This is a genomic window from Streptomyces sp. NPDC015220 (assembly GCF_043079345.1).
Classification (GTDB): Bacteria; Actinomycetota; Actinomycetes; order Streptomycetales; family Streptomycetaceae; genus Streptomyces.
Map to the genome: position 1 here is coordinate 44,680 of NZ_JBIBUK010000030.1, position 16,583 is coordinate 61,262.

The window sequence follows — 16,583 nt, forward strand, 5'->3', positions numbered from 1 at the left end:
AGACAACTCTCACGTCGACCGGCGGGTCGCCCGCCAATAAGTGGTTAAAATCGCCATTGACCAGCGAGGACAGGGCGCCTCGAAGGTCTTGGGCACCCGCGCGTCCTACGGGCGACGTACCGTATGGGCGTGGGCTCAGGTACCGTGGAAGCCCTACGGACCGGTCTCTCCGCGGAGAGCCCGTGCCGGATCATGAACGCGTGTCAAGACTCTGGGGCCGTCGAGCCCCGTCGTTGAGGGGGTCGAGCCATGGGGCGCGGCCGGGCCAAGGCCAAGCAGACGAAGGTCGCCCGCCAGCTGAAGTACAACAGCGGTGGGACTGACCTCTCACGCCTGGCCGAGGAGCTGGGCGCATCGACGTCGAATCCGTCGCCGACGAACGGCGACCATTTCGAGGAAGATGAGCACGACGACGACCTGTACGCACGGTACGCCGACCTCTATGAGGACGACGACGAGGAAGAGGACGACAACTCCTCTCACCAGCGTCGCCGCGGCGCCTGACCTTGCTGCATCGACCACTGCCCGGTCCGTGGGCCTCCACGGACCGGGTTCCGTGCTGCCCGCGTGCTCGTCCCCGTAACGGTCCGTGTCCGGGCCGCCGTGGCGGCCCGGTCCGGGACAGGGCTCAGCCGGCGTAGTCGCCCACCAGGGCCGCGCCGGTGGTGTGCTCGCCCCGGTCGGTGATCTCACCGGCCACCCAGGCGTCGACCCCACGGTCGGCCAGGGTGGCGAGGGCCGCGTCGGTCGACTCCTCGGGGACGATCGCGATCATGCCCACGCCCATGTTGAGGGTCTTCTCCAGCTCCAGCCGCTCGACGTCGCCGGTCCTGCCGACGAGGTCGAAGACCGGGGCCGGGGTCCAGGTGGCGCGGTCGACCACGGCGTGCAGGCCGTCCGGGATCACCCGGGCCAGGTTGGCGGCGAGCCCGCCGCCGGTGACGTGGCTGAAGGCGTGCACGTCGGTGGTGCGGGTCAGCGCCAGGCAGTCCAGCGAGTAGATCTTGGTCGGCTCCAGCAGCTCCTCGCCGAGGGTGCGGCCGAAGTCCTCGACGTGCGCGTCCAGTGACAGGCCGGCCTGGTTCAGCAGCACATGGCGGACCAGGGAGTACCCGTTGGAGTGAAGGCCGGAGGACGCCATGGCGATCACCGCGTCACCCGTGCGGATGCGGTCCGGGCCGAGCAGCCGGTCGGCCTCCACGACGCCCGTACCGGCGCCGGCGACGTCGAAGTCGTCCGCACCGAGCAGCCCGGGGTGTTCGGCCGTCTCACCGCCCACCAGGGCGCAGCCGGCCAGCACACAGCCCTCGGCGATGCCCTTGACGATGGCGGCGACCCGCTCGGGGTGCACCTTGCCGACGCAGATGTAGTCGGTCATGAACAGCGGCTCGGCGCCGCACACCACGATGTCGTCCATGACCATGGCGACCAGGTCGTGGCCGATGGTGTCGTACACGCCGAGCTGCCGGGCGATGTCGACCTTGGTGCCGACGCCGTCGGTGGCGGAGGCGAGCAGCGGGCGCTCGTAGCGCTTGAGGGCGGAGGCGTCGAAGAGACCGGCGAAGCCGCCGAGGCCGCCCAGCACCTCGGGGCGCCGGGTCTTCTTCACCCACTCCTTCATCAGCTCGACGGCGCGGTCGCCCGCCTCGATGTCGACACCGGCGGCCGCGTAGGAGGCACCGGACGCACCGGTGGCGCCCGTCGCGGGACGCGACTGATCTGACACAGCAGACATTGCCTGGGATCTTTCGGGTTGGTGAAGGGGGGCTGACGGGCGGCTACGGACGCCGGATCGCGTCGGAAGCGGCCGTGGCGGCGGGGCCGGCGGCCAGCTCGGTCTCCAGCAGCTGCTTGCCGAGGAGCTCCGGGTCGGGCAGCTCCATCGGGTACTCGCCGTCGAAGCAGGCGCGGCACAGGTTCGGCTTGGCGATGGTGGTCGCCTCGATCATGCCGTCGATGGAGATGTACGCCAGCGAGTCGGCGCCGAGCGAGGTGCCGATCTCCTCGATGGTCATCCCGTTGGCGATGAGCTCGGCGCGGGTGGCGAAGTCGATGCCGAAGAAGCACGGCCACTTCACGGGCGGCGAGGAGATCCGGATGTGGACCTCGGCGGCGCCCGCCTCGCGGAGCATGCGGACCAGGGCGCGCTGGGTGTTGCCGCGGACGATCGAGTCGTCCACCACCACCAGGCGCTTGCCCTTGATGACTTCCTTCAGCGGGTTCAGCTTCAGCCGGATACCGAGCTGGCGGATGGTCTGCGAGGGCTGGATGAAGGTCCGGCCCACATAGGCGTTCTTCACCAGGCCGCTGCCGAACGGAATGCCGGACGCCTCGGCGTAGCCGATCGCCGCGGGGGTGCCGGACTCCGGGGTCGCTATCACCAGGTCGGCCTCGACGGGGGCCTCCTTCGCGAGGCGGCGGCCCATCTCGACCCGGGACAGATAGACGTTCCGGCCGGCGATGTCGGTGTCCGGACGAGCCAGGTAGACGTACTCGAAGACACAGCCCTTGGGCTTCGCTTCTGCGAACCGGGAGGTACGCAGTCCGTTCTCGTCGATCGCGACGAACTCGCCCGGCTCGATCTCGCGGACGAAGCTGGCGCCGCAGATGTCGAGCGCCGCGCTCTCGGAGGCGACGACCCAGCCGCGCTCCAGGCGGCCGAGGACCAGCGGGCGGATGCCCTGCGGGTCACGGGCGGCGTACAGGGTGTGCTCGTCCATGAAGACGAGGCTGAAGGCGCCCTTGACCTGCGGGAGGACGGCGTGGGCCGCCTGCTCGATGGTCAGCGGCTTGCCGTCGGCGTCGACCTGGGCGGCCAGCAGCGCCGTGAGCAGGTCGGTGTCGTTGGTGGCCGCTACGCGGGTGGAGCGGCCGTTGTTGTCCTTGGGCAGCTCGGCGACCATCTCGGCCAGCCGGGCGGTGTTGACCAGGTTTCCGTTGTGGCCGAGCGCGATGGAACCGTGCGCGGTGGCCCGGAACGTCGGCTGGGCGTTCTCCCACACGGAGGCGCCGGTGGTCGAGTAGCGGGCGTGTCCGACCGCGATGTGACCCTGGAGCGAACCGAGCGAGGTTTCGTCGAAGACCTGGGAAACGAGGCCCATGTCCTTGAAGACGAGGATCTGGGAGCCGTTGCTGACCGCGATACCCGCGGATTCCTGGCCCCGATGCTGGAGGGCGTAGAGCCCGAAGTACGTGAGTTTTGCGACCTCTTCGCCCGGAGCCCAGACACCGAAGACGCCGCACGCGTCCTGGGGGCCTTTCTCACCGGGGAGCAGATCGTGATTGAGTCGACCGTCACCACGTGGCACGCCACCGAGTCTAAGCGAGGTCGACCACTGGTCCGAATTGGGGATGGGCCAGGCGACCGGACGGCGCCTGTGCCCCGATCACCCAGCCACCACTGTTTTCCCAGCTCACAGCCATGAAACGGGGATCCGGTCGGGCGCGCGACCGGCCGTCGTCGGGCTTCCACAGCCCTTTCCGCGGTGGACGTGAGTGAGGTGTCGCACACGATCGGGGCGGTGTACGCCGCGCGGACCCGGCCCGGCGGCGGACATCGCCCGCGAGCCGGCCCGGGTCACGGGCGGTCGGGCCCTGATCGGCCGGGCCACGGGCGGTCAGGCCATCAGCGGCAGCAGGCCGCCGAGATCGGCGCGTTCCCCGCTCGCGCGGACCTCGGCCGCCGCCACGGCGTCCTTCCACGCGAGCCGTCCGGTGGCCAGCCGGATCCAGGTCAGCGGGTCGGTCTCGACGACGTTCGGCGGGGTGCCGCGGGTGTGCCGGGGGCCCTCCACGCACTGCACGACGGCGTACGGCGGGACGCGCACCTCGGTCGATCCGCCGGGCGCCCTGACCGCGAGCGCGTCGGCCAGGAGCCGGGTGCAGGCGGCGAGCGCCTGGCGGTCGAGGGGGACGTCCAGGCCGGGCACCGCGGCGTTCAGGTCGTCGGTGTGGACGACGAGTTCGACGGTGCGGGTGACGAGGTAGTCGGCGAGCGGCAGGGCGCCCGCGTTGGTGGCGAGCAACCGGGTGCCGGGGTGCTCTTCGAGCTGCCGGACGAGGCTCTGCTCGACCTCCGTGAGGTAGGCGTCGAGATCGGGGCTCCGGGCAGCGAGCCGCCGGGTGAAGTCGTCGATGGCCGAGGAGCTGGCCGAGGTGGCGAACGGCCAGTCGAGGAGCACGGCGTCCTGCCGCGCGGGCTCGGGCAGGTCGAGCGAGCGGCCGACGGCCGTGACGGCCATCCCGATGTGCGCGGCCAGTTCCCGCACCGTCCAGCCGCCCAGCCGTGTGGGCAGGGCGAGTTGACCGGGCGTCAGCGTGCGCACGGCTTCCCGCACGTTGCCGAGCTGGGCGAGCACCGCCGTGCGGGTCCTGGCGGGGTCGTACGTCCGGGTGCGCTTCTTCGCCGGGGGCATGGCGGTGAGCCTATGCCCTCACGACGAGACCGCCAGGCCCGCCCCGCGCGCGGACGGCAGGCGCCGCCCCACGGCCACCGCACCCGTCCACACGACCACGGTCCGGGCCGGCCACCGCCCGTTTCCGCGGGACGTCGCCGACGTCCTGCCGAAACGGGCGCGCAGGACGTCGCCCACGCCCTCCAAAGGGCAGGGCTCGGCACGCGGACACGGGTCCGCGTCGAGGTCCGCGGCAGCCCGCGCAGGCCCCGCCCGCCGGTGACGGGTGGGGCCTGCGGCGTCGTCGCGTCCGCTCAGGCGAGCAGCGACGGGATCGTGCCCTCGTGGGCTTCGCGCAGCTCGGCCAGGCTCAGCTCGAACTCGCCCTGGACCTCCACCGAGTCCCCGTCCACGACACCGATGCGGGTGGCGGGCAGGCCCCGCGCGCCGCACATGTCGTTGAAGCGGACCTCCTCCGAGCGCGGCACCGCGACGACCGCACGGCCCGCCGACTCGGAGAGCAGGAAGGTGAACGCGTCCAAGCCGTCCGGCACGATCAGCCGTGCGCCCTTGCCGCCCAGCAGCGCCGACTCCACGACCGCCTGGACCAGGCCGCCGTCGGACAGGTCGTGCGCGGAGTCGATCATGCCGTCGCGGGAGGCGGAGATGAGGATCTCGGCCAGGAGCCGCTCGCGCTCCAGGTCGACCTTGGGCGGCAGGCCGCCGAGGTGGTCGTGGACCACCTGGGACCAGGCCGAACCGCCGAACTCCGGCCGCGTGTCGCCGAGGAGGTAGAGCAGCTGGCCCTCCTCCTGGAAGGCGACCGGCGTGCGGCGGGACACGTCGTCGATCACGCCGAGGACGGCGACGACCGGCGTCGGGTGGATGGCGGCCTCGCCCGTCTGGTTGTAGAGCGAGACGTTGCCGCCGGTCACCGGGGTGCCCAGCTGCTGACAGCCGTCGGCGAGACCGCGCACGGCCTCCGCGAACTGCCACATGACCGCCGGGTCCTCGGGCGAGCCGAAGTTCAGGCAGTCGGAGACGGCCAGCGGCTTCGCGCCCGTGGTGGCGACGTTGCGGTACGCCTCCGCCAGCGCGAGCTGCGCGCCCGTGTACGGGTCGAGCTTGGCGTAGCGGCCGTTGCCGTCCGTGGCGAGGGCGACGCCGAGGCCGGTCTCCTCGTCGATGCGGATCATGCCGGAGTCCTCGGGCATGGCCAGGACGGTGTTGCCCTGCACGAAGTGGTCGTACTGCTGGGTGATCCACTTCTTGGACGCCTGGTTCGGGGACGCCACCAGCTTGAGGATCTGCGCCTTCAGCTCCTCCGCCGACTGCGGCCGGGGCAGCTCGTTCGCGTCGTCGGCCTGGAGGGCGTCCTGCCATTCCGGACGGGCGTACGGGCGCTCGTAGACCGGACCCTCGTGCGCGACCGTGCGCGGGTCGACGTCGACGATCTTGCCGCCGTGCCAGTAGATCTCCAGACGGTCGCCGTCGGTCACCTCACCGATGACGGTGGCGATGACGTCCCACTTCTCGCAGATCTCCAGGAAGCGGTCGACCTTCTCCGGCTCGACGACGGCGCACATGCGCTCCTGCGACTCGCTCATGAGGATCTCCTCGGGCGAGAGCGTGGAGTCGCGCAGGGGGACGTCGTCCAGGGTGACGCGCATGCCGCCGGAACCGTTGGAGGCCAGCTCGGAGGTGGCGCAGGACAGACCGGCCGCGCCGAGGTCCTGGATGCCGACGACCAGCTTCTCGGCGAAGGCCTCCAGGGTGCACTCGATGAGGAGTTTCTCCTGGAAGGGGTCGCCGACCTGGACGGCGGGGCGCTTGGACGGCTTGGCGTCGTCGAAGGTCTCGCTCGCCAGGATCGACGCGCCGCCGATGCCGTCGCCGCCGGTCCGGGCGCCGTACAGGATGACCTTGTTGCCCGCGCCGGATGCCTTGGCGAGGTGGATGTCCTCGTGCCGCATCACACCGATGCAGCCGGCGTTGACCAGCGGGTTGCCCTGGTAGCAGGCGTCGAAGACGACCTCGCCACCGATGTTGGGCAGGCCCAGGCAGTTGCCGTAGCCGCCGATGCCCGCGACCACGCCCGGCAGGACGCGCTTGGTGTCGGGGTGGTCGGCCGCGCCGAAGCGCAGCGGGTCGACGACCGCGACCGGGCGCGCGCCCATCGCGATGATGTCGCGGACGATGCCGCCGACGCCGGTCGCCGCGCCCTGGTAGGGCTCGACGTAGGACGGGTGGTTGTGCGACTCCACCTTGAAGGTGACGGCGTAGCCCTGGCCGACGTCCACGACACCGGCGTTCTCGCCGATGCCGACGAGCATGGCGTCGTTCTCGGGGGCCTTCTCGCCGAACTGGCGGAGGTGGACCTTGGAGGACTTGTACGAGCAGTGCTCGGACCACATCACGGAGTACATGGCGAGCTCGGCGCCGGTCGGGCGGCGGCCCAGGATCTCCACGACCCGCTCGTACTCGTCCTTCTTCAGGCCGAGTTCGGCCCAGGGCAGCTCGACGTCGGGGGTCGCGGCCGCGTGCTCGACCGTGTCCAGAGGCGTCCTGCTCATGCGTTGACCAGCTTCTTCAGGATCGAGGTGAAGAACGGCAGGCCGTCGGTGCGGCCGGTGCCGATCAGCGGCTCGGTGGCGTGCTCGGGATGCGGCATGAGGCCCACGACGTTCCCGGCCTCGTTGGTGATGCCGGCGATGTCGCGGAGGCTGCCGTTGGGGTTGACGTCGAGGTAGCGGAAGGCGACCCGGCCCTCCGCCTCCAGCTTGTCGAGCGTGTACTCGTCGGCGACGTACCGGCCGTCCATGTTCTTCAGCGGGATGCGGATCTCCTGGCCGGCGGTGTAGTCGCTGGTCCAGGCGGTCTCCGCGTTCTCGACCCGGAGCTTCTGGTCGCGGCAGACGAAGTGGAGGTGGTCGTTGCCGAGCATCGCGCCCGGCAGAAGGTGGGCCTCGGTGAGGACCTGGAAGCCGTTGCAGATGCCGAGGACCGGCAGGCCGGCCCTGGCCTGGTCGATGACGGTGTCCATCACCGGCGAGAAGCGGGAGATGGCGCCGGCCCGCAGGTAGTCGCCGTAGGAGAAGCCGCCGGGCAGGACGACCGCGTCGACCTGCTTGAGGTCCTTGTCCTTGTGCCAGAGGGCGACCGGCTCGGCGCCCGCGAGGCGGATCGCGCGCTGGGTGTCCCGGTCGTCGAGGCTGCCCGGGAAAGTGACGACGCCGATACGAGCGGTCACTTCGCGGCCCCCGCGACCACGTCGTCGGCCTCGACCTTGACGGTGAAGTCCTCGATCACGGTGTTGGCGAGGAAGGATTCGGCAAGATCGTGAATGCGGGCGAGCGCGGCCTCGTCGACGGGCCCGTCCACTTCCAGTTCGAATCGCTTTCCCTGACGTACGTCGGAGATGCCTTCGAAACCCAGGCGCGGCAGTGCGCGCTGCACCGCCTGGCCCTGGGGGTCGAGGATCTCCGGCTTGAGCATGACGTCGACTACGACGCGTGCCACTGGCACTCCCGGTGTGTGGTGCTGAGCAGGTTCCTTCAGACTACCCGCACAAAATTTCTACGCGAGTAGATTGGTAGGAAAGTACGTGACGCCGGTCACGGACGCCCCAGGAAGCACGGACTTTGTGAAAAGTTCTGGGAAAGTTCCGTGTTCCGTGCCTGATCCAGTATTGCCCCGGGACACGCGGGCAGATTTAGTCGGGGCTTCACTTGGCAATGCCCGGCACTGTACAAATGAATTGGCAACAGCCGATACTTTTCCCGATAACAGGCGGACAGCCGACATCTGGCGAACATCTCCGCACGTCCGACAGGGCATGCCGGAGCAGCTGGGACGCAGAGGTGTCGCACGAAGGGACCGATATTCGTGGCGCAGCGTGTCGTGGTCACTCTCTTTGACGACATCGACGGCTCGGAAGCGGCGGAAACGATCGCCTTCGGACTCGACGGCAAGTTCTACGAGATCGACCTGAACCAAGCCAATGCCAAGAAACTGCGTAAGGCGCTCGAGCCGTACGTGGAGGCGGGCCGCAAGCGGTCGAGGTCGGGCAAGGCGTACCGGCAGACCGAGGTGGCGCCCGATCCCGCGGCCGTGCGCGCCTGGGCGCAGGCCAACCGGATGGACGTGCCGGCGCGCGGCCGCATCCCCAAGAAGGTCTACGAGGCGTTCAGCGCGGCCCAGTGACGGGCGGCGCCGGTGCTCAGGGTCGGGGTCGGGCCCAGGGTGTCGGCGTCGGAGGGCCGACGCCGACTCCGGGCAGCCCAGGAACGAGCCCAGGGCCCGTCAGCGGGCCCTGCGGAGAACCGACTTGCGCTACCCCCCTGCTGATCAGCTAATGTCTGGAGCACGCCGAGGGGCGAGGCCGAATGGCCAAGACCCACGGAGTACATGCGGGTGTAGTTCAGTAGCAGAACATCCCCCTTCCAGGGGGAAGGCGCAGTGTGCGATTCCTGTCACCCGCTCTGCACCGCCGGTCCCGACCACTCTTGTGGATCAGGTAGGCTGGTGTTCGTACCGATCGGTGGGAGCCGGTCGGACGCAATGCGGACGTAGCTCAGTTGGTAGAGCGCAACCTTGCCAAGGTTGAGGTCGCGAGTTCGAGCCTCGTCGTCCGCTCGGGAAAAAGACCCCGGTCCAATGGACCGGGGTCTTTTCGTGTCTACGGTGGCCATCCGCCGGCATTTGTCATAACGATCAATGACACCGCGCACTGCCGCTCCGCCCGGACGGCCGGAGCGCTGGGGTCATGGACATCAGCGAACACGAACACGTGATTGGGGTCACCGGCCTGTGGCGCGTGGACGGGGCGGACTCAAGGCCGTCGCGGCATCACGTTTCACGTGAAACACGGCGAGTTCTCCGCACCGTTGGGCACCAACGGCGCCGGAAAGACCTCGACGGTCCAACTCCTGGAGGGGTCGGCGACGTCGGCCTCGGACCGGGTACGGGTGCTGGGGCACGATCCGTGCGCGGAGCGTGCCGTCGTGCGACCGCGCACCGGTTGTGATGCTCCAGGAAGGCGGCTTCCCGCCCGAGCCGACCGTCGCCGAGACCGCTCGGATGCGGTCGGGCCGCGTGAGCCGGACACGCCCGGTCCAGGAGACGCTCGCACCGGTCGGCCTCGACCGCCGCGCGGACGTACGGGTCGAGCAGCTGTCCGGCGGTGAGCGGCGACGCCCGGACCTGGCGCTCACGCTGCCCGGCGATCCCGAGGTGCTGCTCCTGGACGTGCCGACGACCGGGCCGGACACCGAAGGCCACCGGGACACCTGGCGGCGGACCGGATGGACCCCGGGGGTCCGGACGCCCGGCGCGGACGGTGTGAAGGCGGCCACATCTCAGCGGGCCGAGTCGCCGGGGCGCCGGGTGCTGATCGTGACCGGCCACGGTCGGCCCGGGCATCCGAAGCGCGCCGGCGACCGGGGGCACGGGCTGGTCCCGAAGACCCTCAGCGCCCAGCGGATCACCGAGATCGTCCGTGCCGTGCACGCCGGACACCACTACGGCGAACCGGAGTTGGCCGCCGACGCCATCCTTGCCGACGGCTCTCCGCTCACCGCGCGCGAGGCCGAGGTGCTGGAGCTCGGCGCCGACGGAGCGCCCGTCACGGAGACCGCCGAGCGGGCCGCGCTCACCGCCGGAACCGTACGGAACTACCTGTCTTCGGCCGTGACCGAGCTGGCGCGGAAAATCGGCATGCGGCGGTGTGCCTCGCACGGGGACGAGGTTGGGTATAGTGGCTCTCGCGCCACGGCGCAATGCGGACGTAGCTCAGTTGGTAGAGCGCAACCTTGCCAAGGTTGAGGTCGCGAGTTCGAGCCTCGTCGTCCGCTCCAGTTCCGAGCCCCCCGGTCTGTGCCGGGGGGCTCGTTCGTTTCTACGACCAGCTCGTGCCGGTCAGCCGCTCGTACGCCTCGGCGTACTTGGCCCGGGTGGCCTCCACCACCTGCTCGGGCAGCGGCGGCGGGGGCTGCTCGCTCCTGCGGTCCCAGCCGGACTCGGCGGAGGTCAGCCAGTCGCGGACGAACTGCTTGTCGTACGACGGCTGCGCCTGGCCCGGCTGCCACTCGTCGGCCGGCCAGAAGCGGGAGGAGTCCGGGGTGAGGACCTCGTCGGCGAGGACGAGTGTCTCCCCGTCGAAGCCGAACTCGAACTTCGTGTCGGCGAGGATGATCCCCCGCTCACGGGCGATGTCCCTGGCCCGGCCGTAGACGGCGAGGGTGGCCTGGCGCAGTTGGGCGGCGGTCTCGGCGCCGACCTGACGGGCGACCTCCTCGTAGGAGACGTTCTCGTCGTGCTCGCCGACCTCGGCCTTGGTGGCCGGGGTGAAGATCGGGGCGGGCAGTTCGGAGCCGTCGATCAGGCCCTCGGGCAGGGCGAGGCCGCAGACCGTGCGGGTCTCCTCGTACTCGGCGAGGCCGGAGCCGGTGAGATAGCCGCGGGCCACGCACTCCACCGGGATCATCCGCAGCGACTTGCAGACGAGGGTGCGGCCCGCCCAGTCGGCGGGGGCGCCCTCGGGGATCTCGGTGCTGATGACGTGGTTGGGCACCAGGTCGGTGAGCCGGTCGAACCACCACAGCGACAGCTGCGTGAGGATGCGGCCCTTGTCGGGGATCTCTGTGGGCAGCACCCAGTCGTAGGCGGACATGCGGTCGCTGGCGACCATCACGAGGTCGCCCGCCTCGTTCCGGTACAGCTCACGCACCTTGCCGGTGTGCAGATGCACCAGGCCCGGAACCTGGATCGGCTCGGGCTTTTCGACGAATCCGGACACGGTTCCTCCCCGTGGTTCTGTCCAATGGCCCGATTCTCCCGTATCGGACACCGGCCGCGGACAGCGGGTGGCGCGCGGTTCACTCCCGCTTGCAGATCCGGTCCAGGAGGTTGGCGGTGGCTCGCTGGACACGGGCGTCGACGTGGCCAGGGCGGTCCAGGGCGGGAGACCAGGCGAAGGTCCCGGAGGCGAAGACCAGGGCGCCGGAAGGGGCCCGGTACAGGGACGTCTCCTGGTGGCGCAGGACGCCGTCGGCGTCCTGGTACGGGGAGTGCGCGAGCAGGATGCGGTCCTCGTGGTCGGGGAGCGGGGTACGCGGGAAGTAACGGTCCGCCTCGCCCGCGACCAGGCCGTCGATCTCCTCGCCCTCCCGTGCCCCGGTCGCCTCCCACAGCCAGTGTCCGGCGTTGCGCACGATCAGCGGGCGCGGCTCGGGAACCCGGCCGGCGTACTGGATGCCGACCAGTTGCTGCTCGGGGCGGTCGATCTCCCGCCACAACGCCGGCCGGCCCGGTCCTTTGCGCTTGCGGCAGGTCAGCAGGCGGTCGGGCACACCGGACGGCGCGGGTCCCAGCTCGACCTGCCAGTACATGGTGTTGGCGGAGAGGAAGACCAGGGAGGTGCCGTTCTCGCGGGCCAGTTCGACCGTGCGGCGCATCGGCACCGACCAGTACTCGTCGTGGCCGGGGAAGACCAGGCCGCGGTAGCGGGTGGGGTCGACGCGGCCGGCGTGCAGGTCACGGGCGTCGGCGTAGGCCAGGTCGTAACCGTAGCGCTCGGCCCACCGGATGAAGTCGTAGGCGTGGCCGACGTGCAGGGGCAGGCCGGCGCCCGCGTACGGACGGTCGAAGGAGACCGTGGTCGCCGCGTCGGCCTCGCCCAGCAGCCGCCCCTCCTCGTCCCAGGCGTGGTACAGGCTGGCGCCGGTGTGACCGTCCTCGGGGTAGAGGTTGTACGCCTGCCAGGTGACGTCGGGCAGCAGCAGGAGCAGGTCGGCCGGGTGGTTGTCGCGGACGGTGAACGGGATGTGTGAGCGGTAGCCGTCGGCCGTGGTCAGAACGGCGACGTAGGCGCCGATGCTCCAGTACGACGGGATCTGCAGCCGCCAGGACAGCCACCAGTGGTGGCAGGAGACGGTGCGGTCGGCGGTCAGCGGCGCGGGCTGGACGATGCCGGACAGCCGCGGGCTGGTGGTGATCTTGGCCGCGCCGTCGCCGCCGTAGTGGCCGATGCGGTAGACGTCGACGCCGAACTGCTGGGGCGGGTCGACGGTGATGTGGAAGTCGATGGCCTCGCCGGGCGTGACGGCCCCGGTGGAGGCGAAGCCCTTGATCTGGCGGTGGACGTCGTCCGCCGAGCGGGGGCCGCCCTCGGCCACGCGCGGGGCGGGGACGCGGGGCGCGCCGGGCGTGGTCCGCGGGGGCGGGTCGACGTACCACGGGACGACGTGTCCGGTGTCGTCGAAGTACGTCTCGCTGCCGCGCAGCCAGGGCACGGGGCCCAGGCCGAAGGGGTCCGTCACGGCGTGCGCGAGTGCTCCCGACTCCCAGCGGCGGATGCGCTCCGTTCCCATGTCCGCTCCCCTCCTTCGCGCCCCCCGTGGCGTGCCCCGCGGCGGTGCGGGCGACGTCCCGAGCGGCTGTCCGGCCGGCTCTCTGTGCGGTTGTCGGTGTCTGTCGTATGTCAGAAGCGTTTGCCATGCGCGGTATCGGTCCCAGCACATCACATTACGCACGCGGACTGTCACTAGTCGTTGCGAATTGACCTGAAGTGGAAGTGAGGGCTCCGGTACAGCGAGCAAGGAGGCCCTGCGGCGGCCCGGGCCGGATCCGGTGCCGGGGCGGTCCGGAAGGCCGTCCGGGGAAGCGGTCAGCCCAGCCGGACGGGCTTCTCCGGGCGTATGCCCGCATCGACCAGCCAGGTCCGCAGCGGCACCGGATCACCGTCCTCGACCAGGGCGAGGACCTTGGCGCCGAGGTCGACGGCTCTCACCCCGTCGACCAGGAGGGTGGGCCCGTCGAGCCAGTCGAGTCCCGGGGTGGCGCCCGCGGTGTCCATCGCGGCGCAGCACACCATCGCGGTGACGTGGTCGGCGAGCAGTTCACGGCCGGTGCGCGGCGGCTGGAGGGGCAGCAGGGGCAGCGAGTCCTCGTCCCAGGTCGACCCGCAGGACGCCTGGCCGGTGGCTCCCGCCGGCCCCTGCGGAGCCGGTGCGGCCGCCTCCTCGCGGGCCAGCTCCGCGCTGAGTCCGGCGGCGAGCGCGGCGCTCCGCTCGTTCCCCTGGTCGGCTTCCTCGTCCCGGCCTCCGTCCCGCTCCGGGCCCTGGCCGGCCCCCCGGTCCGGGTAGCGGTCCATGCCTTGGTCCACGCCTTGGTCCATGCCGCCCTCCAGGTCCTTCTCCAGGAGCCGTGCCCGGTCCTCGCCCTCGCCGTCGTGTCCGGCGCCCACGGCGGCCGTGGCCGCGGCGTCCGCCCGGTCCGCCGGCGTCCCGTCCGCCCGGGTGGACGGCCGGACCGGCGGGTACGGGCCGTCCGTGGCGAACGGCGGGGCGGAGAGGTGGTCCAGGACGCGGGCCAGGGTCGGGCCGTGCGGGCCGGCGGCCGGCGGGTCCGGGCTGCGACGGACCCCGAGGGCGTCCAGGACGCGGTGGAGCCGGGCGGCGTCGGTGCGCCACTTTCGGTCCACGACCTCCTCCGGGTACTCCTGCCAGTCCACCGGGGCCCAGTTGGGGCCGTGCTCGGCCGGGCCGCCGTGGAACAGCCGCGCGGCCAGCAGCGAGGTGGCCTCGTCCACCGCGCCGGGCTCCTCCAGCAGGTCGCAGGCGGGGCGCTCGCCGAGCCGGGAGGCGAAGCCCTCGGCAAGCCGGTCCCGGCGGGACAGCTCGGTGAGGGCGGCGACGACGCCCGCGTCCAGCCGGGAGGGCCAGCGGCCCATGCGCCAGGCGGGGAGCGCCACCCTGGTCAGCAGCCGGTCCCAGCCCGCGTAGGCCAGACCCACCTGTTCCTGCGCGACGATCCTGAGCCCGTAGTCAACGGCCTGTGCGCGCTCGGCCGCGGCGGCGGCCACGCCCCGTTCCATCAGGGCCGCGTCCTCCCGGCAGCCGAGCAGCAGCAGCCGCGCCACCCGGCCGACGCCCGCGCACACCGCGCGGGACAGCGGACGGCGGCCGGGCGTGGCGGCGACGCCCACCGCCGCGTCCAGGCCGCGGACGAACCGGCGGGCCGCGGCTATGTCCGGGTGCGCCGCGGGTCCCGTACCGGCGACGACCGGGGCGAGGACGGCCCGCAGCTCACCGACGCGCATCCACCACAGGAACGGGGAGCCGATGACGAGGACGGGCGCCGTCGCGGTACGGCGCGGCCGGGCCGGGGACGGACCGCGCAGCCCGTCCGGCCCCTCGGGGCCGTCCGGATCCGGCGGCGGCCCGTGCGCCGGATGGGCGCGGTCCTCCAGCCAGCTGTCGCAGTCCGGGGTGAGCGCTATGGCGGACGGCGCCGGGACGCCGAGCCGGTCGGCGAGGTCGCGGACCAGGCGGTACAGGTCGGGGGCCGACTCCTCGGGGACCGGGACCGTCGGGCTCATGGCGGGACGGGCGCGGGCGACGACCAGCCCGACACCGGCCGCGGCGAGCAGGACGACGACCGCGACGGCGTCCGCCGTCCAGCGGGCGGCGTCCCAGCCCTGCCCGACGAGACGGCCGGTGGAACCGCCGGCGAGCAGGACCACGGCGAGGGCGGCGGGCAGCAGGGCGACGGCCAGCGCCCTGCTGCGGACCCGCAGCACGGCGAGGGCCCGGGAGCGCGCGGACTGCGCCCCGGCCTCCGCACCCGTACCGGTCACGGCGGACGTCACCCCCTCCCGACTGCCCTGCTGATGCTCACTCCCCCACTGTGGCACCCGTCACTGACATCGCAATGCCGGTGGGCCAAGTGCCGGAATGCTTGCGCCGCACCCTAGTTGGGGCCTCGGCCCGCGTCAGCCGGATGGGGCATTGCTCACTCGATGGAATGGCTTTGGTCAGAGGTGGGTGACAGACAGCGACGGTCGGGCCCCGGATCGCGTCCGGGGCCCGACCGTCGCGGAGAAGCTCGGAAGGCCGGGTGGTCGGCGCCGCTACGCGCCCGCCGCGGCCTTCGCCGCGATGTCGGTGCGGTACTGGGAACCGTCGAGGCCGATGCGGGCCACGGCGGTGTAGGCGCGCTCCCGGGCCTCGGTGAGGTCCGCGCCGGTCGCCGTGACCGACAGCACCCGGCCGCCCGCGCTCAGCACGCTGTCGCCGTCGCGCCGGGTGCCGGCGTGCAGCACGTACGCGTGCGGAGCGTCCTGGCCGGCCACCTCGTCCAGGCCGGTGACCGGGTCGCCGGTGCGCGGCGTCCCGGGGTAGTTGTGCGAGGCGACGACCACGGTGACGGCCGCGTCGTCGCTCCAGCGCAGCGGCTCCAGGTCGGCGAGGTTTCCGGTGGCCGCCGCCATCAGGACGCCCGCGAGGGGGGTCCGCAGCCGGGCCAGGACCACCTGTGTCTCGGGGTCGCCGAAGCGGGCGTTGAACTCGATCACCCGGACGCCGCGGCCGGTGATGGCCAGACCTGCGTACAGCAGTCCGGAGAACGGGGTGCCGCGCCGCCGCATCTCGTCCACGGTGGGCTGCAGCACGGTCCGCAGGACCTCGTCCACGAGCTCGGGGTCGGCCCAGGGCAGCGGGGAGTACGCGCCCATGCCGCCGGTGTTCGGTCCCTCGTCGCCGTCCAGGGCACGCTTGAAGTCCTGGGCGGGCTGGAGCGGCAGCACCGTCTCGCCGTCGGTGATCGCGAACAGGGAGACCTCGGGGCCGTCGAGGTACTCCTCGACCACCACGCGCTCACAGGCGGCGGCGTGGGCCCGGGCCGCCTCGACGTCGCCGGTGACGACGACGCCCTTGCCCGCGGCGAGGCCGTCGTCCTTGACGACGTACGGGGCGCCGAAGGCGTTGAGCGCCTCGGCGACCTCCTCCGCCGTCGTGCAGACGTACGACCGGGCCGTGGGCACGCCGGCCCCGGCCATCACGTCCTTCGCGAAGGCCTTGGAGCCCTCGAGCCGCGCGGCCTGCCCGGAGGGGCCGAAGACCGGGATGCCCGCCTCGCGCACGGCGTCGGCGACCCCGGCGACCAGCGGGGCCTCCGGACCGACGACCACGAGGTCGGCGCCCAGCTCCGCGGCCAGCGCGGAGACGGCCTTGCCGTCCAGGGCGTCGACCCGGTGCAGCTCGGCGACCTCGGCGATGCCGGCGTTGCCGGGCGCGCAGTGCAGCGCGGTGACGGCGGGGTCGAGGGACAGGGAACGGCACAGGGCGTGCTCGCGGGCGCCGCTACCGATGACGAGGACCTTCACGGGGTCAGCCTAACGGCAGCGGCGAG

The 16,583-nt window shown here is 71.9% G+C and carries 13 protein-coding genes, 3 tRNA genes and 1 pseudogene; 7 read left to right on the forward strand and 10 right to left on the reverse strand.

The annotated features are described in order from the left end of the window. The first annotated feature begins 249 nt into the window (after window positions 1-249). A complete protein-coding gene (locus ACF061_RS35395; protein ID WP_392271118.1) occupies window positions 250-504 on the forward strand; it encodes a DUF3073 domain-containing protein in 255 nt (84 codons plus the stop codon). 124 nt (window positions 505-628) lie between these two features. On the opposite strand, the gene purM is transcribed toward ACF061_RS35395, so the two are convergent. From purM to purS, 6 genes are all read right to left on the reverse strand, one after another. Continuing rightward, complete coding sequence (purM, locus tag ACF061_RS35400) at window positions 629-1,735, reverse strand: phosphoribosylformylglycinamidine cyclo-ligase (RefSeq protein ID WP_392271119.1); 1,107 nt, start codon at window positions 1,733-1,735, stop codon at window positions 629-631. A gap of 43 nt (window positions 1,736-1,778) precedes the next feature. Continuing rightward, a complete protein-coding gene (purF, locus tag ACF061_RS35405) occupies window positions 1,779-3,308 on the reverse strand; it encodes an amidophosphoribosyltransferase (protein ID WP_392271120.1) in 1,530 nt (509 codons plus the stop codon). Window positions 3,309-3,617: 309 nt separating this feature from the next. Beyond that, window positions 3,618-4,415, reverse strand: coding sequence for a sterol carrier family protein (locus ACF061_RS35410; RefSeq protein WP_392271121.1), 798 nt, complete (start codon window positions 4,413-4,415; stop codon window positions 3,618-3,620). A 293-nt stretch (window positions 4,416-4,708) separates the two neighbouring features. Next, window positions 4,709-6,967 (reverse strand): phosphoribosylformylglycinamidine synthase subunit PurL, encoded by a 2,259-nt coding sequence (gene purL / locus ACF061_RS35415; protein WP_392271122.1) that lies wholly within the window; start codon window positions 6,965-6,967, stop codon window positions 4,709-4,711. Continuing rightward, window positions 6,964-7,644, reverse strand: a complete 681-nt coding sequence (gene purQ, locus ACF061_RS35420; protein ID WP_392271123.1) for a phosphoribosylformylglycinamidine synthase subunit PurQ — start codon at window positions 7,642-7,644, stop codon at window positions 6,964-6,966. The genes purL and purQ overlap by 4 nt, the downstream gene beginning before the upstream one ends. Further along, window positions 7,641-7,913: a phosphoribosylformylglycinamidine synthase subunit PurS gene (gene purS / locus ACF061_RS35425; protein ID WP_392271124.1), complete on the reverse strand. Its 273-nt coding sequence runs from the start codon at window positions 7,911-7,913 to the stop codon at window positions 7,641-7,643. The genes purQ and purS overlap by 4 nt, the downstream gene beginning before the upstream one ends. Window positions 7,914-8,279: 366 nt before the next feature. Here purS and ACF061_RS35430 point away from each other — a divergent pair, with 366 nt between their 5' ends. From ACF061_RS35430 to ACF061_RS35455, 6 genes and pseudogenes are all read left to right on the forward strand, one after another. After that, the gene (locus tag ACF061_RS35430) at window positions 8,280-8,597 is read left to right on the forward strand and encodes an Lsr2 family protein (RefSeq protein ID WP_392271125.1); all 318 of its coding nucleotides are present in this window, start codon (window positions 8,280-8,282) and stop codon (window positions 8,595-8,597) included. 206 nt (window positions 8,598-8,803) lie between these two features. After that, window positions 8,804-8,875, forward strand: a tRNA-Gly gene (locus tag ACF061_RS35435). Window positions 8,876-8,956: 81 nt separating this feature from the next. After that, a tRNA-Gly gene (locus ACF061_RS35440) sits at window positions 8,957-9,029 on the forward strand. 224 nt (window positions 9,030-9,253) lie between these two features. Then, window positions 9,254-9,580, forward strand: coding sequence for a hypothetical protein (locus ACF061_RS35445; RefSeq protein ID WP_392271126.1), 327 nt, complete (start codon window positions 9,254-9,256; stop codon window positions 9,578-9,580). Beyond that, a pseudogene (locus tag ACF061_RS35450) lies at window positions 9,474-10,150 on the forward strand (LuxR C-terminal-related transcriptional regulator). Before ACF061_RS35445 ends, ACF061_RS35450 begins: the two are co-directional and overlap by 107 nt. A gap of 23 nt (window positions 10,151-10,173) precedes the next feature. Next, window positions 10,174-10,249 (forward strand) — tRNA-Gly (locus ACF061_RS35455). 41 nt (window positions 10,250-10,290) lie between these two features. Here the strand turns inward: ACF061_RS35455 and ACF061_RS35460 are convergent. From ACF061_RS35460 to purD, 4 genes are all read right to left on the reverse strand, one after another. Then, a complete protein-coding gene (locus ACF061_RS35460) occupies window positions 10,291-11,190 on the reverse strand; it encodes a phosphoribosylaminoimidazolesuccinocarboxamide synthase (protein WP_392271127.1) in 900 nt (299 codons plus the stop codon). 79 nt (window positions 11,191-11,269) lie between these two features. Beyond that, window positions 11,270-12,763, reverse strand: coding sequence for a N,N-dimethylformamidase beta subunit family domain-containing protein (locus ACF061_RS35465; protein WP_392271128.1), 1,494 nt, complete (start codon window positions 12,761-12,763; stop codon window positions 11,270-11,272). 296 nt (window positions 12,764-13,059) lie between these two features. After that, a complete protein-coding gene (locus ACF061_RS35470; RefSeq protein ID WP_392271129.1) occupies window positions 13,060-15,030 on the reverse strand; it encodes a hypothetical protein in 1,971 nt (656 codons plus the stop codon). Between the two features lie 273 nt (window positions 15,031-15,303). Then, window positions 15,304-16,557, reverse strand: coding sequence for a phosphoribosylamine--glycine ligase (gene purD, locus ACF061_RS35475; protein WP_392271130.1), 1,254 nt, complete (start codon window positions 16,555-16,557; stop codon window positions 15,304-15,306). Window positions 16,558-16,583: the final 26 nt, after the last annotated feature.

Coding starts and splice junctions, on each gene's coding strand:
- ACF061_RS35465 (WP_392271128.1), bottom strand. CDS start 12,763: ATGGGAACGGAGCGCATCCGCCGCTGGGAGTCGGGAGCACTCGCGCAC.
- ACF061_RS35395 (WP_392271118.1), top strand. CDS start 250: ATGGGGCGCGGCCGGGCCAAGGCCAAGCAGACGAAGGTCGCCCGCCAG.
- purM (WP_392271119.1), bottom strand. CDS start 1,735: ATGTCTGCTGTGTCAGATCAGTCGCGTCCCGCGACGGGCGCCACCGGT.
- ACF061_RS35410 (WP_392271121.1), bottom strand. CDS start 4,415: ATGCCCCCGGCGAAGAAGCGCACCCGGACGTACGACCCCGCCAGGACC.
- purL (WP_392271122.1), bottom strand. CDS start 6,967: ATGAGCAGGACGCCTCTGGACACGGTCGAGCACGCGGCCGCGACCCCC.